This window comes from Terracoccus sp. 273MFTsu3.1, assembly GCF_000383675.1.
GTDB lineage: Bacteria > Actinomycetota > Actinomycetes > Actinomycetales > Dermatophilaceae > Terrabacter.
The window spans coordinates 286990-302477 of record NZ_KB911824.1; the positions used below are offsets into that span (position 1 = coordinate 286990).

11 protein-coding genes are annotated in these 15488 nt (G+C 72.3%); 5 read left to right on the forward strand and 6 right to left on the reverse strand.

Annotated features, from left to right (window positions below; all coding sequences use genetic code 11):
- The first annotated feature begins 66 nt into the window (after nt 1–66).
- The gene (locus H283_RS0116470; protein ID WP_020144627.1) at nt 67–654 is read left to right on the forward strand and encodes a hypothetical protein; all 588 of its coding nucleotides are present in this window, start codon (nt 67–69) and stop codon (nt 652–654) included.
- Between the two features lie 203 nt (nt 655–857).
- Here H283_RS0116470 and H283_RS25475 read toward each other — a convergent pair whose 3' ends face one another.
- Nucleotides 858–4820, reverse strand: coding sequence for a S8 family serine peptidase (locus H283_RS25475; protein WP_020144628.1), 3963 nt, complete (start codon nt 4818–4820; stop codon nt 858–860).
- 243 nt (nt 4821–5063) lie between these two features.
- Here H283_RS25475 and H283_RS0116480 point away from each other — a divergent pair, with 243 nt between their 5' ends.
- Nucleotides 5064–8402: a TM0106 family RecB-like putative nuclease gene (locus H283_RS0116480; RefSeq protein WP_028785661.1), complete on the forward strand. Its 3339-nt coding sequence runs from the start codon at nt 5064–5066 to the stop codon at nt 8400–8402.
- A gap of 70 nt (nt 8403–8472) precedes the next feature.
- Here the strand turns inward: H283_RS0116480 and H283_RS25480 are convergent, their stop codons facing one another.
- Nucleotides 8473–8928, reverse strand: a complete 456-nt coding sequence (locus H283_RS25480; RefSeq protein WP_020144630.1) for a hypothetical protein — start codon at nt 8926–8928, stop codon at nt 8473–8475.
- 32 nt (nt 8929–8960) lie between these two features.
- A complete protein-coding gene (locus H283_RS0116490; RefSeq protein ID WP_020144631.1) occupies nt 8961–10406 on the reverse strand; it encodes an ADP-ribosylglycohydrolase family protein in 1446 nt (481 codons plus the stop codon).
- Between the two features lie 147 nt (nt 10407–10553).
- Between H283_RS0116490 and H283_RS0116495 the strand changes: the two genes are divergently transcribed.
- From H283_RS0116495 to H283_RS0116505, 3 genes are read left to right on the forward strand one after another with little or no spacing between them, the layout of a single operon-like run.
- Entirely contained in the window at nt 10554–10916 is a 363-nt protein-coding gene (locus H283_RS0116495) for a hypothetical protein (protein ID WP_020144632.1), read from the forward strand.
- Nucleotides 10909–11391 carry a hypothetical protein gene (locus tag H283_RS25485; protein ID WP_020144633.1) on the forward strand — a complete coding sequence of 161 codons (483 nt, stop codon included), beginning with the start codon at nt 10909–10911 and terminating at the stop codon, nt 11389–11391. The genes H283_RS0116495 and H283_RS25485 overlap by 8 nt, the downstream gene beginning before the upstream one ends.
- A 24-nt stretch (nt 11392–11415) precedes the next feature.
- Nucleotides 11416–12657, forward strand: a complete 1242-nt coding sequence (locus H283_RS0116505) for a peptidoglycan bridge formation glycyltransferase FemA/FemB family protein (RefSeq protein WP_028785662.1) — start codon at nt 11416–11418, stop codon at nt 12655–12657.
- Between the two features lie 34 nt (nt 12658–12691).
- Here H283_RS0116505 and H283_RS0116510 read toward each other — a convergent pair whose 3' ends face one another.
- From H283_RS0116510 to H283_RS25490, 3 genes are all read right to left on the reverse strand, one after another.
- Nucleotides 12692–13669: a hypothetical protein gene (locus H283_RS0116510; RefSeq protein ID WP_028785663.1), complete on the reverse strand. Its 978-nt coding sequence runs from the start codon at nt 13667–13669 to the stop codon at nt 12692–12694.
- Between the two features lie 64 nt (nt 13670–13733).
- The gene (locus H283_RS0116515; RefSeq protein WP_156023253.1) at nt 13734–14540 is read right to left on the reverse strand and encodes a hypothetical protein; all 807 of its coding nucleotides are present in this window, start codon (nt 14538–14540) and stop codon (nt 13734–13736) included.
- A 136-nt stretch (nt 14541–14676) separates the two neighbouring features.
- Nucleotides 14677–15378 (reverse strand): DUF4232 domain-containing protein, encoded by a 702-nt coding sequence (locus H283_RS25490; RefSeq protein WP_081633905.1) that lies wholly within the window; start codon nt 15376–15378, stop codon nt 14677–14679.
- Between the last annotated feature and the right edge of the window lie 110 nt (nt 15379–15488).

Consider the following 15488-nt stretch of genomic DNA (forward strand, 5'->3'; position numbering starts at 1 on the left):
TACTACGCTGTGTAGTACCGACAGAGAAGCTGCCGGAACACACACCGAGTTCTGGAGTTGAGTTCCATGGGCACCATCCCGCGCGACACGCACACCGAAGGTAGTGCGACGACCACCACGCACGACCCCACCAAGGGTGTCGTCACCTTCCAGGAGGAGGTGGTCCGCTCGGCCGTTGCCCGCAAGTTCCTCGCTGGTCTGCGCATCGTGCTCGGCTTCACCTTCCTCTGGCCCTTCCTCGACAAGCTGTTCGGGCTCGGCTACATGACCCCGTCGGCCAAGGCCTGGATCCACGGCGGCACGCCCGCCCAGGGCTTCATGAAGCACGCCGAAGGCCCGTTCGCCTCCTTCTTCAACAACATCGCCGGCCCGTGGGCCGACTGGCTGTTCATGGCCGGTCTCCTCGGCATCGGCATCGCTCTCCTCGCCGGCGCCGGCCTCAAGATCGCCGCCTGGACCGCTGCACTCCTCCTGGCGCTGATGTACCTCGCCGAGTTCCCCCTCGGCACCACCGGCGTCTACACGAACCCACTCATCGACAGCCACTGGATCGAGGCACTGGGCGTCGCGGTTCTCGCCACGACGCTCGCCGGGGACACCTGGGGCCTTGGCAAGTGGTGGGGCCGCCACGTCGGTAACGGCTTCCTGCGGTGAGTCGGGTCGGTGGCCGCGTCCCTGACCCGGCCACCAGCCCGGGCCTTCGGGCCCGAGCAGCAAGGCGGTCCTCCTCGGAGGGCCGCCTTCCTGCTGTGTCCGGCGGGCCCGGGCGGGGCGACCCACGCCCCGGGGACAGACGTATGCCGCCCGGCCGAGGTGGCCGGACGGCATACGTCGTCCTGATGGTGCGAGGTGACCGCTCAGCCCACGCGGAGCGTCACCTTCGACGAGGCGGACGGGTAGTAGCGTCCGGACCCGTTGTAGGTGGCCGTCACCGAGTGCGTGCCGCGCGAGAGGATCGGCGCCTTGAACGACGCCTTGCCCTTCGAGACCGTCGACGTGCCGAGGACCCGGCTGCCGTCACGGAAGGTGACGGTGCCCGTGGCGGTCGACGGCGAGAGCGTCGCGGTCAGCGTCGGGCGCCCGCCGTAGCGGTAGCTCGTGCTGCTCGACGTCAGGGACGTCGCCGAGGCGACACCCTTGACGGTGACCTTGACCGCCGCCGAGGTGCTGGCGAGGGTCGTGGCGTCACCGGAGTAGCGCGCGACGAACGTCTGCGTGCCGCGCGACAGGCCGGTGACGGGGAGGACCGCCTTGCCGCCCGAGACCGCGACCGTCCGCAGCGCCTTGCCGTTCCAGTCGAACGTCACGGTGCCGGTGGCACTCGACGGGGACACCGTCGCGGTCAGCACCGTCCTGCCGCCCTGCGTGAAGCTCGACGGGCTGGCCGTCAGCTTCGTGGTCGACGTCGTGCGCACCGTGACGACCTTGGCCCGGGAGCCGTCGGTGTTGAGGTGGTGCAGCAGGAGCAGACCCTGCGGCTTGTCGACCGCGGCGGAGGCCTCGTCACGTCGGACCTCGAGCTTCTCGCCGGGGAGGTCGCTGTTGAGGAGGGTGCCGAAGTCCCCGTAGGCCGACAGGCCGGGGGACGCGAGGCTGATCGTCATCGGCTTGGCAGCCGAGCCGAGCGCGTCCACGGCGGAGCCCTGGGCGAGCGAGCTGACCCAGTAGCGGACCTTGGGCGCGGCACCCGTCACGAGACCCTCGTTCTGGAGGACCTCGACGGAGACGGGCATGACGAGCGAGTCGCTGTTGAAGACGTTCGTGTCGAACGACCCGTCGACCCCGTTGATGAGCTCCTGGTCGAGCACGTCGCCGAAGCCGGCACCTGCCCGCAGGTCGACGAGCTCGGCCACGAAGTAGTCGTAGTCGTCGGTCGTCGACAGCCGCGTGTTGTAGACCACGGCGTCGGCCGTCCCGTCGGCGTTCGTGTCGAGGAAGACGTCGAACTCCGTGGACGTGGCCGGCGTGCGCCACGGGCCGTGGGTGTTGATGCCGAAGGTCAGCATCGACTTGGCGAGGCCGAAGACCGGCGCGTCCGTGGCCGCACCGACGTAGCGCAGGTCGGCGCCGCGGTCGTCTGCGGTCGCGTTGCAGTCGACGATGCGGGTCGACGAGCAGTCCGCGCGGCGCGGGCTCGTGCCCTGCAGCTCGAAGATCGAGACCGTGGAGACGTACGACGTGCTGCCACTGCCCTGGTCGATGCCGGTGCCCGTGAGCGGGAGCATCGAGGTGGCGATGCCGGCCGGGAGGCCGGACTGCTTGGTCACCGTCGTGCTCGACGGCGACGACATCGTCGACGCCGCGCGCGGAGCGGACCAGACCGGCACGCGCAGCGTGCCACCGGACGTGCCCTGGACGGGCTCGAGCAGCATGCGGCCGCTCGCGTCGGCGCGGTAGCTGCGCTGGATGCCGATCTCGAGCGGGTCGGCCACGGTCGTCGGGTCGGCGACGGCCCGCAGTGCCGAACGCGTGAAGGTCGCCGTGACCTTGACGTCGACCGAGCCGTTGCCCGGAACGCGGACCTGCGACGGGCTGAACGAGTACGTCACACCCGGTGTCGGGTGCGCGGCGTCGTAGGACAGGACGTAGGCCGCCGACGTCACCGGGCGCTTGTTGACGATGCGCACGGTCTTCGTCAGGGTCTGCGTCGGCGCGGTCACGGCGACGGGACCGAACGAGACGCTCACGGCGCCCTTGTCGTCGGTGACGTAGGCGAGCGTGCTCGTCCCGACGGCGGCGTCGGCGACGACGCGACCGGCGCCCACGCGCTCGGGACCGTAGACGTCACCCGTGTGGTCGGGACCGACGAAGACGTCCTGGGTCGCGGTGTTCATGATCGAGGCCTTGACCTCCTCGACCGTCCACGTCGGGTGCGAGCCACGCACGAGCGCGGCCTCACCGGCCACGTGCGGCGATGCCATCGAGGTGCCGCTCTCGGCGATGCCCTCGTTGCCCGTGCCGACGGCCGCGGAGAACGTCGTGACTCCGGGGGCCGCGACGTCGGGCTTGACGCCACCGGCCACGCCGACGCCTCGCGACGAGAAGTCGGCGAGCTGGTCGATCGCCTTGGGGTTGCGGATGGAGACGGCGTTGCGGAGGTCGTTCGTCATCGTGACGCGGACCTCGTTGGACGCGTCGAGCTGGGCCTTGATGGCCTGCGTCGCCTGGTTGACGGTGAGCATCGCGGGGATGTCGGCGTCGCCGGTGACACCGGCCGAGAAGGCGTTGACGTCGCTGCCGTAGATGACGCCGACGGCGCCCGCGTCCTGCGCGAGCTGGGCGCGTGCGGCCGAGCCGCAGCGACGACCGGTGCCGTCGAGCCACATCTGCATGACGACCTTGCCGGTCACCTTGGCCTGGTCCGCGAGGGAGTAGGCCGAGCAGCCGTCGGTATTGTTGCCGGCGTTGGGGTCCTGCGACCAGTCACCGACCGTGACGACCGGGACGTTCGTGACGCCCGGCTCGGCGGTCCAGTCGTAGGCGACCGACTTGAGAGCGGCGAAGACGTTGTCCCGGGTGCCGTCGACGGTGTCGGCCGGCTCGATGCCGGCGGGGGAGTCGACCTTGAGACCGTCGACGACGTCGTTGCCATCGTCGGACGCGGCGACCGCGAGCACGCGCGGCGCGTCACCCGGGGAACCACCGACCTCGTAGACGTCGCCGGAGTTGCCCATGGAGGCGACGACGACGGTGCCGAGCGCGGCGAGGTTGTTCGCGGCGACGGCGTCGGGGTCCTCGGGCGAGCCGTAGGAGCTGCCGAGCGACATGTTGACGACGTCGAGGTGGTCGGACAGGTCGCCGTCACCGTTGGGGTCGGCCGCCCAGTCGAGCGCCTCCCCGACGACGTTGGTCGAGCCGTCGCAGCCGAAGACCTTGAGGGCGTAGAGGCTCGCCTCGGGGGCGACGCCGGGGCCGATGTCGAGGCTGGCCGGGTCGATGTCCGACGCGTAGCCACCGGACCACGTCTTGCCGTCGGACGCGACGCCGAAACCGGCGGTCGTGCCGGCGACGTGCGAGCCGTGGCCGTTGCAGTCGAGCGGGTTGGGGTCGGGCTGCGGGTTCGGGTCGTAGGTGTCCGAGGTCGGGTCGGCGTTGTAGGCGTCACCCGCGAAGTCGTAGCCGCCGACGACCTTGGCCGTCGGCGTGAAGGTGTTGGAGGCGCCCGCAGCCGTGAACGCGTCGACCGTGCCGGGGCCGCCGAAGTCGGCGTGGGTGTAGTCGATGCCGGTGTCGATGATGCCGACCCGCACACCCTGGCCCGTCTGCGACAGTGCCTTCCACACCTTCGGCGCACCGATGAGGGGCACGGAGGAGGAGTTGGTCGGGGCCTTGGGCGTCAGGCGGTGGATCGCCTTGACGCCGGGGATGCCCGCGAGGGCGGTGAGCTTCGCGGCGTCCGTGCGGACCGCGATGCCGGCGTATGCCGCGTGCACCTTGTAGAGCGTCCGTGCCTTCGTCGCGGTGGCCGCGAAACGGGACTCGACGCCCTTCTGGGCCGCCTTGACGGCGGAGGTCTGGGAGCGTGCCGCGCTCTTGGCGGCAGCGAGGCCGCGTCCGCGGGCCTGGCCGAACGCCGTCGTCGCAGGAGCGGCGTCGAGCTCGATCATGACGTCGACGGGCCCGGTGGCCTTGCGCAGGCCGGCGTCCACCTTGTCGCCCGAGGCCACGCGCTGGGTGCCGAGGCCGAGGGAGCCGGCGCTCGTGAGACCGTCGGGAACCGAGGCGTTGCTGCGGTGCTTGACGGACGGGTCAGGGCTCGCCGACACCGGCGTGGCCCCGAGGGTGGTGGCGGCCAGGGCCGCGATGGCTCCTGCGCTCACCGAGCTCATCACGCCACGGCGCGAGCGCCATGGTCCCCGAGTGTTGTCGGACAACAGATCCTCCTTGCGTGACTCCATTCGCCCGCGATGCGTCTGCGCACCGCGTGCGCAGGGACGCTCGCCCCCGAACTTGCCTGCCACGCCGGATGCAACCTATCCCCGTTCGAGCCGTTCGTGCGCGTTCCGGGCAAAATGATTCGCGGGGTGTCGAGGGTGTCGGTGCCGGACGGCATACTCGGCGCCATGCAGCGCATCGACGGTCACCTCGTCCTGAGTCCCACGGACCTGACGAAGCACGTGGCCTGTGCGCACATCACGACGCTCGACCTCGAGGCTCTCGACGCCGGCCAGGGGACGAGGGGCGGGGCGAGCGGCGCAGACGACTCGCTCAACCTCGTCTTCGCCAAGGGGCTCGAGCACGAGCGCGCCTACCTCGAGCGTCTCGTCGCCGAGGGGCGCGTCGTCGAGGACATCGCGGCCCTGGGGGTGCGGGGTGTCGAGGCCGAGGCGGCCACGCTCGACGCCATGCGCCGGGGCGTCGACGTCATCTACCAGGCGACGTTCTTCGACGGGCACTGGGTGGGGCTGGCCGACTTCCTCCTGCGCGTCGACGAGCCGAGCGACCTCGGCCCGTGGCGCTACGACATCGCCGACACCAAGCTGGCCCGCCGGCTCAAGGTCCCCGCGCTGCTCCAGATGGCGACGTATGCCGCCCGGCTCGAGCTGCTCCAGGGCGTCCCGCCGCAGTGGCTGACCGTCGTCACCGGCGACACCGAGTCGCACCCGTGGCGGCTCGTCGACGTGGCCCCGTATGCCCGCCGCCGCCGCGCCGAGCTGCTCGACGCCATCGCCAACCCGCGCGAGACGGAGTCCGCACGCGTCCAGCACTGCGGTCAGTGCCGCTGGAAGGAGCGGTGTGCCCAGGAGTGGCTCGACCGCGACGACCTCATCCAGGTCGCGGGCATGCGCGCCGACCACCGCGCCGCGCTCATCGACCTCGGCATCCCGACCCTCCGTTCGCTGGCCGAGTCCAGCGAGGAGCGACTGGCCCCGGCCCTGTCCATCGCGAGCCGGCGTCGGTTGCTCCAGCAGGCCCGGCTCCAGCTCGCCGAGCGCGACACCGGCCGGGCTCAGTTCGAGCTGCTCGACCCCGAGCCGGCCCGGGGCCTGCAGATGCTGCCCGTGCCCGACGAGGGGGACGTCTACCTCGACTTCGAGGGCGACCCGTGGGCCGAGGGCGGTGCGGGGCGCGAGTACCTCGCGGGCATCTGGACGCGGCAGGGGGAGTTCGTCGAGTTCTGGGCCCACGACTTCGCCGAGGAGGGGCGCCTGACGACCGACCTCGTCGACTGGCTGACGGAGCGGTGGCAGCGCTTCCCGGACCTCCACGTCTACCACTACGCGCCCTACGAGACGACGGCTCTCAAGCGGCTCGTCGGCCAGCACGCGACCCGCGAGGCCGAGCTCGACCAGCTGCTGCGCCACGAGGTCTTTGTCGACCTCTACGCGGTCGTGCGCCAGGGCGTGCGCATCAGCAAGGGCTCCTACTCCATCAAGAAGCTCGAGGAGTTCTACTGGGGCCACACGCGATCCGCTGACGGCGCGGGTGTCGCCGACGGTCTCTCGTCGGTCGTCGAGTACGAACGCTGGCTCGCCGGTCGCGACGACGGGTCTGCCGACCAGGCGATCCTCGACGACATCCGGCGCTACAACGAGGAGGACGTCCGCTCGACGCTCGCGCTGCACGAGTGGCTCGAGGAGCGACGCGCCGAGCTCGCACGAGCGGGGCACACGCTCAGCAGACCGGTACCCGAGCAGCTGCGCGAGATCAGCGACGAGGAGCGTGCCGAGATCGCGCTCTCCGAGCGGCTGGTCGCCGACGGCCACCCGCTCCTCGCCGGCCTCGTCGGGTGGCACCGCCGCGAGAAGCGCCCGGAGTGGTGGGACTTCTTCCGCTACAAGGAGCTCGAGACGGCCGAGCTCGTCGAGGACGGCACCGCCATCGGTGACCTGGGCGAGCCCAGGGAGATGCGGATCGTCAAGCTCTCGAAGGTCTGGCGCTACCCCTTCCCTCCCCAGGACTGCAAGGTGTCGGTCGGCAAGTACGTCCCGGACGTCGACACCCACGCACCCGTCGGCAAGGTCGTCGACCTCGACCCGGTCGAGGGCTGGGTCGAGCTGTCGATGAAGAAGTCGCTGGAGCCGCCACGTCCGCGCGGCCTCGGCGGACCCGGGCCGGTCATGGACCAGGCGCTCCGTGCGAGCATCGCCCGCACCGGCGAGCTCGCGCTGGACGGGGGGTCCAACCTCGCGACGCGGCTCGTCGAGCGGGTCGTGCCGGCCCCCGACCTGCTCGCGCCCCGTGCCGGAGAGTCGCCCAAGGACGTCGTCGTCCGCGTCGGTCGCGGCCTGCGCGGCGAGGTGCTCGCCGTCCAGGGGCCACCGGGCACGGGCAAGACGTATGCCGGTTCGGCACTGATCCGCGAGCTGCTCGACGCCGGCCTGCGCGTCGGCGTCACGGCGCAGTCCCATGCTGTCGTGCTCAACCTCCTCGACGAGGTGGCCCGTCCTGCCTGGCACAAGGACGGCACCAACGTCGAGGAGGGCGACGAGCCGGACGACCCGAACGCCCTCATCCGTCACACGTCCGACAACGCCGCCATCGCGGCCGCGCTCGCGAGCGGAGAGGCGACCCTCGTGGGGGGCACCGCCTGGCTGTGGTCGCGCGACGACATGGTCGATGCCGTCGACGTGCTCGTCATCGACGAGGCCGGCCAGTTCTCGCTCGCCAACGCCGTGGCCGTGGCCCCGGCCGCGCGCTCGCTCGTCCTGCTCGGTGACCCGCAGCAGCTGACCCAGCCGACCAAGGCGGTGCACCCCTACGGCTCCGGTGTCTCCGCGCTCGACCACCTCCGCGCCGGCGACGACGGGCTCGTCCACGACGTCATCCCGGCCGATCGCGGTGTCTTCCTCGACCGCACGCACCGGATGCACCCGAGCCTGACGGCGTTCGTCTCGCAGCTCGCCTACGAGGGCCGGCTCGAGTCGGCGCCGGGTCGCGAGCAGCTCCGCGTCGAGGCCCCCGGCGCGTTGTCCGGCGACGGGCTGCGCTGGGTCCCCGTCGAGCACGACACGCTGTGCGAACAGTCGAGCCGCCAGGAGGCCCGGGTCGTCCGTGCCCTCGTCGACGACCTGCTCCGCGGCAGCTGGACCACCGCGGACGGCGACTCACGTCCGATCGGTCTTGCCGACATCCTCGTGGTCGCGCCCTACAACGCACACGTCGCGATCCTCGCGGCCGAGCTGCCCGACGGCGCCCGGGTCGGCACGGTCGACAAGTTCCAGGGCCAGCAGGGCGCCGTCGTCATCTACTCGATGGCGAGCACCACGGCGGCCCTCGCGCCACGTGGAGTCTCGTTCCTCTACGACCTGCACCGGCTCAACGTCGCGATCTCACGCGCCAAGGCGATGGCGGTCATCGTGGGCAGCCCCCTGCTCACCGACGCCGAGGTCCACACACCGGAGGAGCTGCGCGCCGTCAACGCGCTGTGCCGCTACGTCGACGAGGCCAAGAGCGTCTGAGCCGAGAGCAGGTGGCACTGCGGCTCGGTGTGCACCCGCATCGATCGCAGCTGCCCGCCACGGCTGGGCCTCAGACTCGGCGGGGGAGCGAGGCGAGGTCCTTCTCGACGACCTCGCGGTCCTCCGGGCCGTCCATCGTCGCGAGCACCTCGCGGGCCTCGGCCTCGAAGCGCTCGGCGGCGTCGAAGTCGCCGCCGACCGCCGCTGCCCGCGCAGATGCCTCGAGGGCGGCCGCGAGGTCCCAGCGCTCGCCCGCACCGCCGCGCGCGATCGTGACGTACCGCCGCGCGTGGTACGCAGCGGCGTCGGGCTGCCCGAGCACGGCATGCACGCGCGAGACGAGCCAGTGGCCCCGGCCCATGTTCTCCGGCAGCACCCCCTCGAACCTGCCCCAGTGGTACATCGAGGCATGGGCGCGGGCCAGCATCTCGTCGTCGTCCTCCGGCGACCGGTCGGTCTGCTCGAGCAGCTCCCACGTCGCGTTGTAGAGGTCCACGCCGAGGCGGCGATGGTCGATCTCGCTCATGGCGGCACTGTAGACCGCAGCCCGCCTCGGGTTCAGGCCCCGTGGGCGGCGACGTCCCAGAGCCGTCCCTCCCCGCGGATGCCCGGCAGGGCCTCCCGGATCGACCGCTCGGCGAGCTCGGGAGCGACACCGAGGTCGACGGCATACCGCAGCGCGACCGCCGGGGTGCGCTGGACGCCCTGACGGCAGTGGACGAGCACCCGCTTGCCCTCGGCACGGAACTGTCGCAGCGCCGACGAGGCGTCGTCGAGGACGAAGTCGAGGTGAGGGTTGCTCTCCTCCTGCTCCTCGTCGTTGATCCAGAACTCGATGTGGTCGCGTGCCGTCATCCCGGCTGCGGGGATGTCCTCCAGGCCGAGCGCGCAGAGCGAGACGATCGCCTGCACGTCGAGCTCGGGCACGCGTCCGAGGTCGCTGATGGTGCCCAGCACGATGTCAGGGTCGATGGGGTGCGGGATGCCCAGCGTGGGAATCCTCTCGTCACCCATCGAGACGACCGACGGCCACTCGCCGACGCGACGTCCGCCCGCCGAGGTCGACACGGCGAGCTCGACGAGGTCGTGGGCGCGGAGCCCCGGCCACCCGTGCACCATGCGACGCCACTGGGTCGGCACCGCGGACGCTCCGTAGCGGGCGCCGAGCAGCGAGCCCGCGATGGCGGCGACCGTGTCGGTGTCGTGTCCCGCCCGGACGGCGGCCTGCAGCCCCCGCTGGAGGTGCATCGCCGAGCCGTCGCCGCGGTCGGTCGTCGTGATCGCGGCCCAGGCGTCCTGCAGCGCCGTCACCGTGAAGCCGTTGTTGCCGAACTGGCCCGGCTCGGCGCCGGTCGCCGCCTCGATCCAGTCGCCCCAGCGTCCGACGTGCGCGGCGCTCACGAGGTCGAGACCGGCCGCGAGGTCGAGACGCCCCTCCGTGACGGCGACCCGGATCGCCTCCGACCACAGCACGGCCGAGTCGCCCGCGAGCGGGTCGGCGTGGGTGAGCAGGGCGATGGCGCGGGCCGCGCGGGCCGTCGCGTCCCGGTCGTCGAGGGCCGACAGGCCGACGATGGGTGTCCGCATCAGCGCGCCGTTGCCGGCGGTCAGCCCGGTGCGGGCGTGCAGCGCCTCGCTCGCCCGGGTCAGGCGTTGGTGCGAGCGTCCGGTCAGCTCCTTCGCCTCGGTCAGCACCGAGTGTGTCTGGATGCCGACGTCCGTGGCGCCGCCGTCGAGCCACGCGGTGAACGCGTCGGCCACGCCGTCGAGGCCCTCGGGCGAGGTGAGGTCGATGCCCTGGGCGGCGATGCGCGCCACGCAGAGCGTCATCTGGGTGTCATCGCTCCACTCGCCGGGCTCGTACGGCCCGAGGCCACCACCCTTCATGACGGCCTCGCCGACCGGGGGCGCCGCCATCTCGTAGGGCACGCCGAGGGCGTCGCCGCAGGCCTCGCCGAGCAGCACCCCCGCCGCGCGGTCGACGGCGATGGGGCGGATCAACACGAGGGCTCCTTCAGAACGGTCTGGACGCGCGCGACGGTGGGGCGGTGCGTCGGGACGAAACTACCGTCAGCACCGGCAGGCCCGAGCGTCCGGTCCGACCCGCGATGCCGCGTCGGGGAGCACGGACCGACGCCGTAGGCTTCTCGCGTGCTCCAACCCCTGACCGTCGTGCTGCTCGTCGCGAGTGGCCTGCTCGGCCTGCTGGCCGCCCACCACCTGCTCCGGGGCCGGCTCGTCGACGACCCGCTCATCATCGTGGGCGCCGCGATCGAGCTCGCGCTCGTCGTGCAGCTCGTCGTGGGGCTGACGAAGGCGTCCGCGATCGGCGACGGTGCCGAGCGGGCCACCTTCATCGCCTACCTCTTCACCGTCCTGCTCGTCATCCCCGCGACGATCGTCATCGCCGTCAAGGAGAAGACGCAGTGGGCCATGGCCGTCGTGCTCGGTGGCGCCCTCGTCGTGGCGATCCTCGTCGCCCGCCTGCAGCAGGTCTGGAGCCTCAATGTCTGAGCCGACATCCACCCCCGCAGCCTCGCCGGAGCAGCCGCTCACGGAGCGGCCGCACACCGGCCACGGCTTCGGCCGCGTGCTCGTCGCCGTCTACGGTCTCCTCGCGCTCGCCGCGACGGGACGGTCGATCCTGCAGATCACCGAGTACTTCGACCGCGCCCCCGTCCCGTTCCTCCTCTCGGCGCTCGCGGCGCTCATCTACCTCGTCGCGACCATCGGCCTGGCCCGCGGCGACCGGGCGTCCGTGCGCCTCGCCACCATCGCCCTCACGGTCGAGCTCGTGGGCGTGCTCGTGGTCGGGACCTGGAGCGTCGTGCGGCCGGAGGCGTTCCCCGAGAAGACCGTCTGGTCACACTTCGGCGCTGGCTACGGCTACGTCCCTCTCGTGCTACCGCTCGTCGGCCTGTGGTGGATCCGTCGCACGGCCCGGGCCACGGCGGCCTCCGACGCCGAGGTGGCGCGGTCGGCGGACTGACGCGCCGCCGCTAGGGTTGCCGCCATGACCGAGCAGACTCCTGCCCCTGCGCCGACCACACAGGTGACGGCTGTCGCCGGCCCGCTGACGGTGCGCGAGATCAGCGCCGACGAGGCCGTCGAGACGCTCCTCGAGGTCGGAGGCAGCTTCCTCCAGACGCCTGCCTGGGGACGGGCGAAGGCAGGCTGGCGGCGCACGCACCTGGGCTGGTTCGACGCCTCCGGGGCCCGCGTCGGTGCTGGCCTCGTCCTCTCGCGGACCATCCCGCGCCTGTCCCGGTCCTACGCCTACCTGCCCGAGGGCCCGGGGCTGCCGTGGGACGTCGTGGCGACCGACCCGGCGGCGTGGCTCGACCCGCTCGTCGCGTGGGCCAAGGCCAACAAGGCGTTCGCGCTCCGGCTCGGCTACCCCGTCGTCTCCCGGGTCTGGGACCGCGAGCCGGTCAAGAAGCAGGTCGTCGACAACGGCCTGCTCAGCTTCACCACCCTGCCCGCAGCGGTCGACAACCCGACCGCCCGGACCCTCGAGGCCTGGCTCGACCGCAACGACTGGCTCCAGCTCGGCGCCGACGGCGTCGCGGTGGGGCAGCCCCGCCTGCTCTGCATCGTCGACCTGCGTGGCCGCTCCGACGCCGAGCTGCTCAAGGGCATGAACCAGCAGTGGCGGCGGAACGTCAAGAAGGCCGAGAAGGCCGGTGTCCAGGTGCGCGCGGTCGGGCCCGAGGGGCTCGACACCTTCCACGCGCTCTACGTCGAGTCGGCCGACCGCGACAACTTCCTGCCCCGACCCAAGGCGTACTTCGACGTCATGGCTCGCTCGTTCGCGTCCGACGGCGCGGACGGTGACGGTCCGGTGTCAGCGCGCTTCTACGAGGCCCACGTCGACGGCGACGTGCTCGCGTCGGCGTTGATGATCCGCTTCGGTCGGACGTTCTCCTACCTCTACGGCGGCTCGACCGAGCGCAACCGCGACGCACGGGCCTCGAACGCCCTCCAGTGGCAGGCGATGCGGGATGCCGCCGCAGCCGGGTGCGAGTCCTACGACTTCAGGGGGTTCAACACCTCCCTCGGTGCCACGAGCCCGCTCACCGGCCTGCTGCTCTTCAAGCTCGGCGCCGGCGCCGACGTCGTCGAGATGGTGGGCGAGCGCGAGCTCGTCATCAGCAGGTTCTGGCACCTCGCCTTCGAGAAGGCCATGGCTGCCCGGATCGCGATCAACAAGCGCCGCAAGGCGGCCCGCGCCTCCGCCGACGCCGCCGACATCTGAGCAACCGCCGCGGCGGTAGCCGACCGACCGCGCCTCAGCGGCGCTGGATGTCGAAGTACGGGCTGATGTAGCACGTGGCGTAGCCCTGTCCCTGCTGCGCCGTGACGACGATCCCGTCGACGAGCACCCGGCACGACACCGCGCCGCGGACCCCTGACCCGGTCGGGTCGCTCGTGCGCACCCTGAGGCTGAAGTAGTCGTTGCTCGTCGCGCCGGGTCTGACCGGCACCTCGAAGGCGAGGGGCGCGGTCTGCGCGGGGTAGTCGTGGCGCTGGTGCGTCGCATCCGAGAGGGACACCTCGATGCGGGCGCCCGTCTCGGCATACGCCTCGAAGCGGATGGTCCGGGCGTTCGAAGGTACGGGGGTCACGGGAACGGCCGGGACCGGGATGAGCGTGGGGGGCGAGGTCATGACGCCGCGGGTCGGGGTGGTCGGCCTCGCGGTCGCTCCGGGGACCGACCGGGTCGGGCTGGCGCCGGGCACCTGGGGTGTGATCGTCGGGACCGGGAACGTGCGGGTCACGGCGGGTCGGTTGCGGGTGACGCTGATCGCGGGTCGGGCGACCGGGTCGAGGTCGTCGACGAGGCTCGTCGACGCCCAGAACCCGAGCGGGACGAGCAGCCCGACGACGATCGCCACGACGTGCCACGCCTGGAGACGCCCGCCGAGCGAGCGTCCCGCGGCCCCCGGGAGGGTCACGGTGCGCAGCCGCTCGGTCACGGGGGGTGAGGTGGGTGCGGCCGGCGGGGGTGGTGGCGACGCGTGGTCGGCCCCGACCTTCTGCGGCACCCAGCTCGTCGCCGGGGGTGGCTCGAGGCCGAAGGTCGTGTCGTATGCCGTCGCGCCCTCCCGCGTCCCGGGCTCGGTGGGGAGGTCGGCCGGGTCGGCGGGGCCGGAGGGGTCGCGACCGCCGGCACCGGTCGACCCGTCACGCAGGTCGGTCGGGTCCGGGCCGACGTCTCCCGTCGTGTCACGGGTCGGGTCGGGCTCGTGCGGCGGAGTCTCAGACACGGGGTCCCCTCGTCTCGTGCGTGCGGCTGCTCAATCTACTGAGGCGGGTTGTTGCATACGGCGGTCACAGCGCAAGGCTGCAGATGGCCTGATGGTCCGACGTGTCGACGGCCACGAGCGTGCGGCCCGCGTAGACGCGGCACTGGATCGTGCCCGGTCCGGTCACGACCGTCGCCGTGACCTGCAGCTCGGGCGGTCGACTGTCGAGGGTGATCCTGGCGGCGTACGGGCCGAGCCCCTGGTGCCCGTCGAGGACGACGCCGCCCGAGGTGATGTCGACGCCGGCGACGAGCCCTGCGCTGGGGGAGCTCGCCGTCGACACCACCTCGACGGTCAGCGAGGAGGCGTCCGCCGGCACCGGGGACACCTCGGGCGTACCGCCGAGCATCGGGGCGAAGGCCGTCGAGGACGTGACGTCCCTGGCGTAGACGCCGATCACGGATCCGGGGGCGTCTGCGCTGCCGCCGGACGTGCCGTCGAGGGTCCCGTCCATCGTTCCGTCGCAGCCGGGGGTGCCAGGGTCTGCGCTCGTGTCGTACGACCAGCAGTCATAGCTCTCGGTCGCGTCGTTGTGGCTCGACAGACCGAGGAGCAGGGGCGGGATGAGGAAGAACGCGGCCCAGCCCGGCAGGCGTCGCCGGGGCGCTCGCCGGATCGGCGGGGTGGTGAGGACCAACGGCACGGGAGCCTGCCACGAGGACGGCGTCGGTGACGCAGGACCGGGTCCGGAGGAGCGGGGCGCCCACGCCTCCGGGGGCAGGGAGGGGCCCGGCGTGACGGGGTCGGCGCTGGGCGCGTCGTCCGGGAAGGAGACGTGCCGGTCCCGCTGGGGGTCCGGCAGGGCCGGGCGCGTGTGGTCGGGATCGGACAACGATGCCTCGCTTCGGACGGGTGGGACCACGGTAGGTCCTCGGGTGCCGCAGTCGTCGCACCTCTGACCGTCCCCGGCCCCGGCGCGTTCCGTGCGGCTGCCGAGGCCCGAGCAGGGATGCCCCACACGGTGGCGGTCAGTCGGCGCCGGGCCGCCAGCCACCGACCCGGATCTCGGTGCCGTCGACGATGTCGACGGGCGAGGTCGGGTCCAGCGGGACGGCCACCGGGGACGACCCGTCGCTCACGACGATCGTCATCGACGCGGTCTGCTCGACGCCGGCGGCGGCGAGGTCGCCCCGCCACCCGAGGTCGACATGGGCGATGTCACCCGGATCGAGGGGCACCGTCCTCGCACTCGAGGTCTCCGCGTCGTGCATGCGACCACGAGGGTTGGCGAACACGGTTCCGGAGGGTCCTCGAGCGGACACCACGGCATACCCGGTGAGCACGCACGGCACCCGGCTGGAGTTGGTGACCCGCACCCGCATCTGCCGATAGCCCAGTGCGGGATCGACCGGGCTCGCCGTGACGTCGAGCTGGCTCGGCTGGCACGGCCCGTCCGGGAAGAGCGGCGCCGCAGGGTCAGCCGGCCCCGTGGACGGACCGGCGTCGCGGCTGGGCGGCAGCACGAGCGGAGGCTCGGTGGGCAGGGCCGTCGGCGTCTGCTCGGTCGGGGCCGCGATGGCCGGCGGCGGGTCCGCATCGATGGTGGAGTCAGGTGGCGGGCTCGCGCAGCCACCGACGAGGAGGGCGAGGAGCGCCGGGGCTGCGACCGCGGACACGATGGAGCCGGCCGGCGTCCTGCCCGCCTCCCGGTGCACCCCTGACCTCCTCATGGCTCCACGCTAGGCGAGCCAGCAGGCGCGTCGCGCCGGGTCCCACGAGTCCTCGACGACGTCTTCACCGACACCACACAGGTCCGGGTCGGATATCCGTTCGGAGCCAC

Excerpts from the sequence above, each read along its gene's own strand:
- H283_RS0116480 (WP_028785661.1), top strand. The coding sequence starts at position 5,064 with ATGCAGCGCATCGACGGTCACCTCGTCCTGAGTCCCACGGACCTGACG.
- H283_RS0116505 (WP_028785662.1), top strand. The coding sequence starts at position 11,416 with ATGACCGAGCAGACTCCTGCCCCTGCGCCGACCACACAGGTGACGGCT.
- H283_RS25485 (WP_020144633.1), top strand. The coding sequence starts at position 10,909 with ATGTCTGAGCCGACATCCACCCCCGCAGCCTCGCCGGAGCAGCCGCTC.
- H283_RS0116470 (WP_020144627.1), top strand. The coding sequence starts at position 67 with ATGGGCACCATCCCGCGCGACACGCACACCGAAGGTAGTGCGACGACC.
- H283_RS25490 (WP_081633905.1), bottom strand. The coding sequence starts at position 15,378 with ATGAGGAGGTCAGGGGTGCACCGGGAGGCGGGCAGGACGCCGGCCGGC.
- H283_RS25480 (WP_020144630.1), bottom strand. The coding sequence starts at position 8,928 with ATGAGCGAGATCGACCATCGCCGCCTCGGCGTGGACCTCTACAACGCG.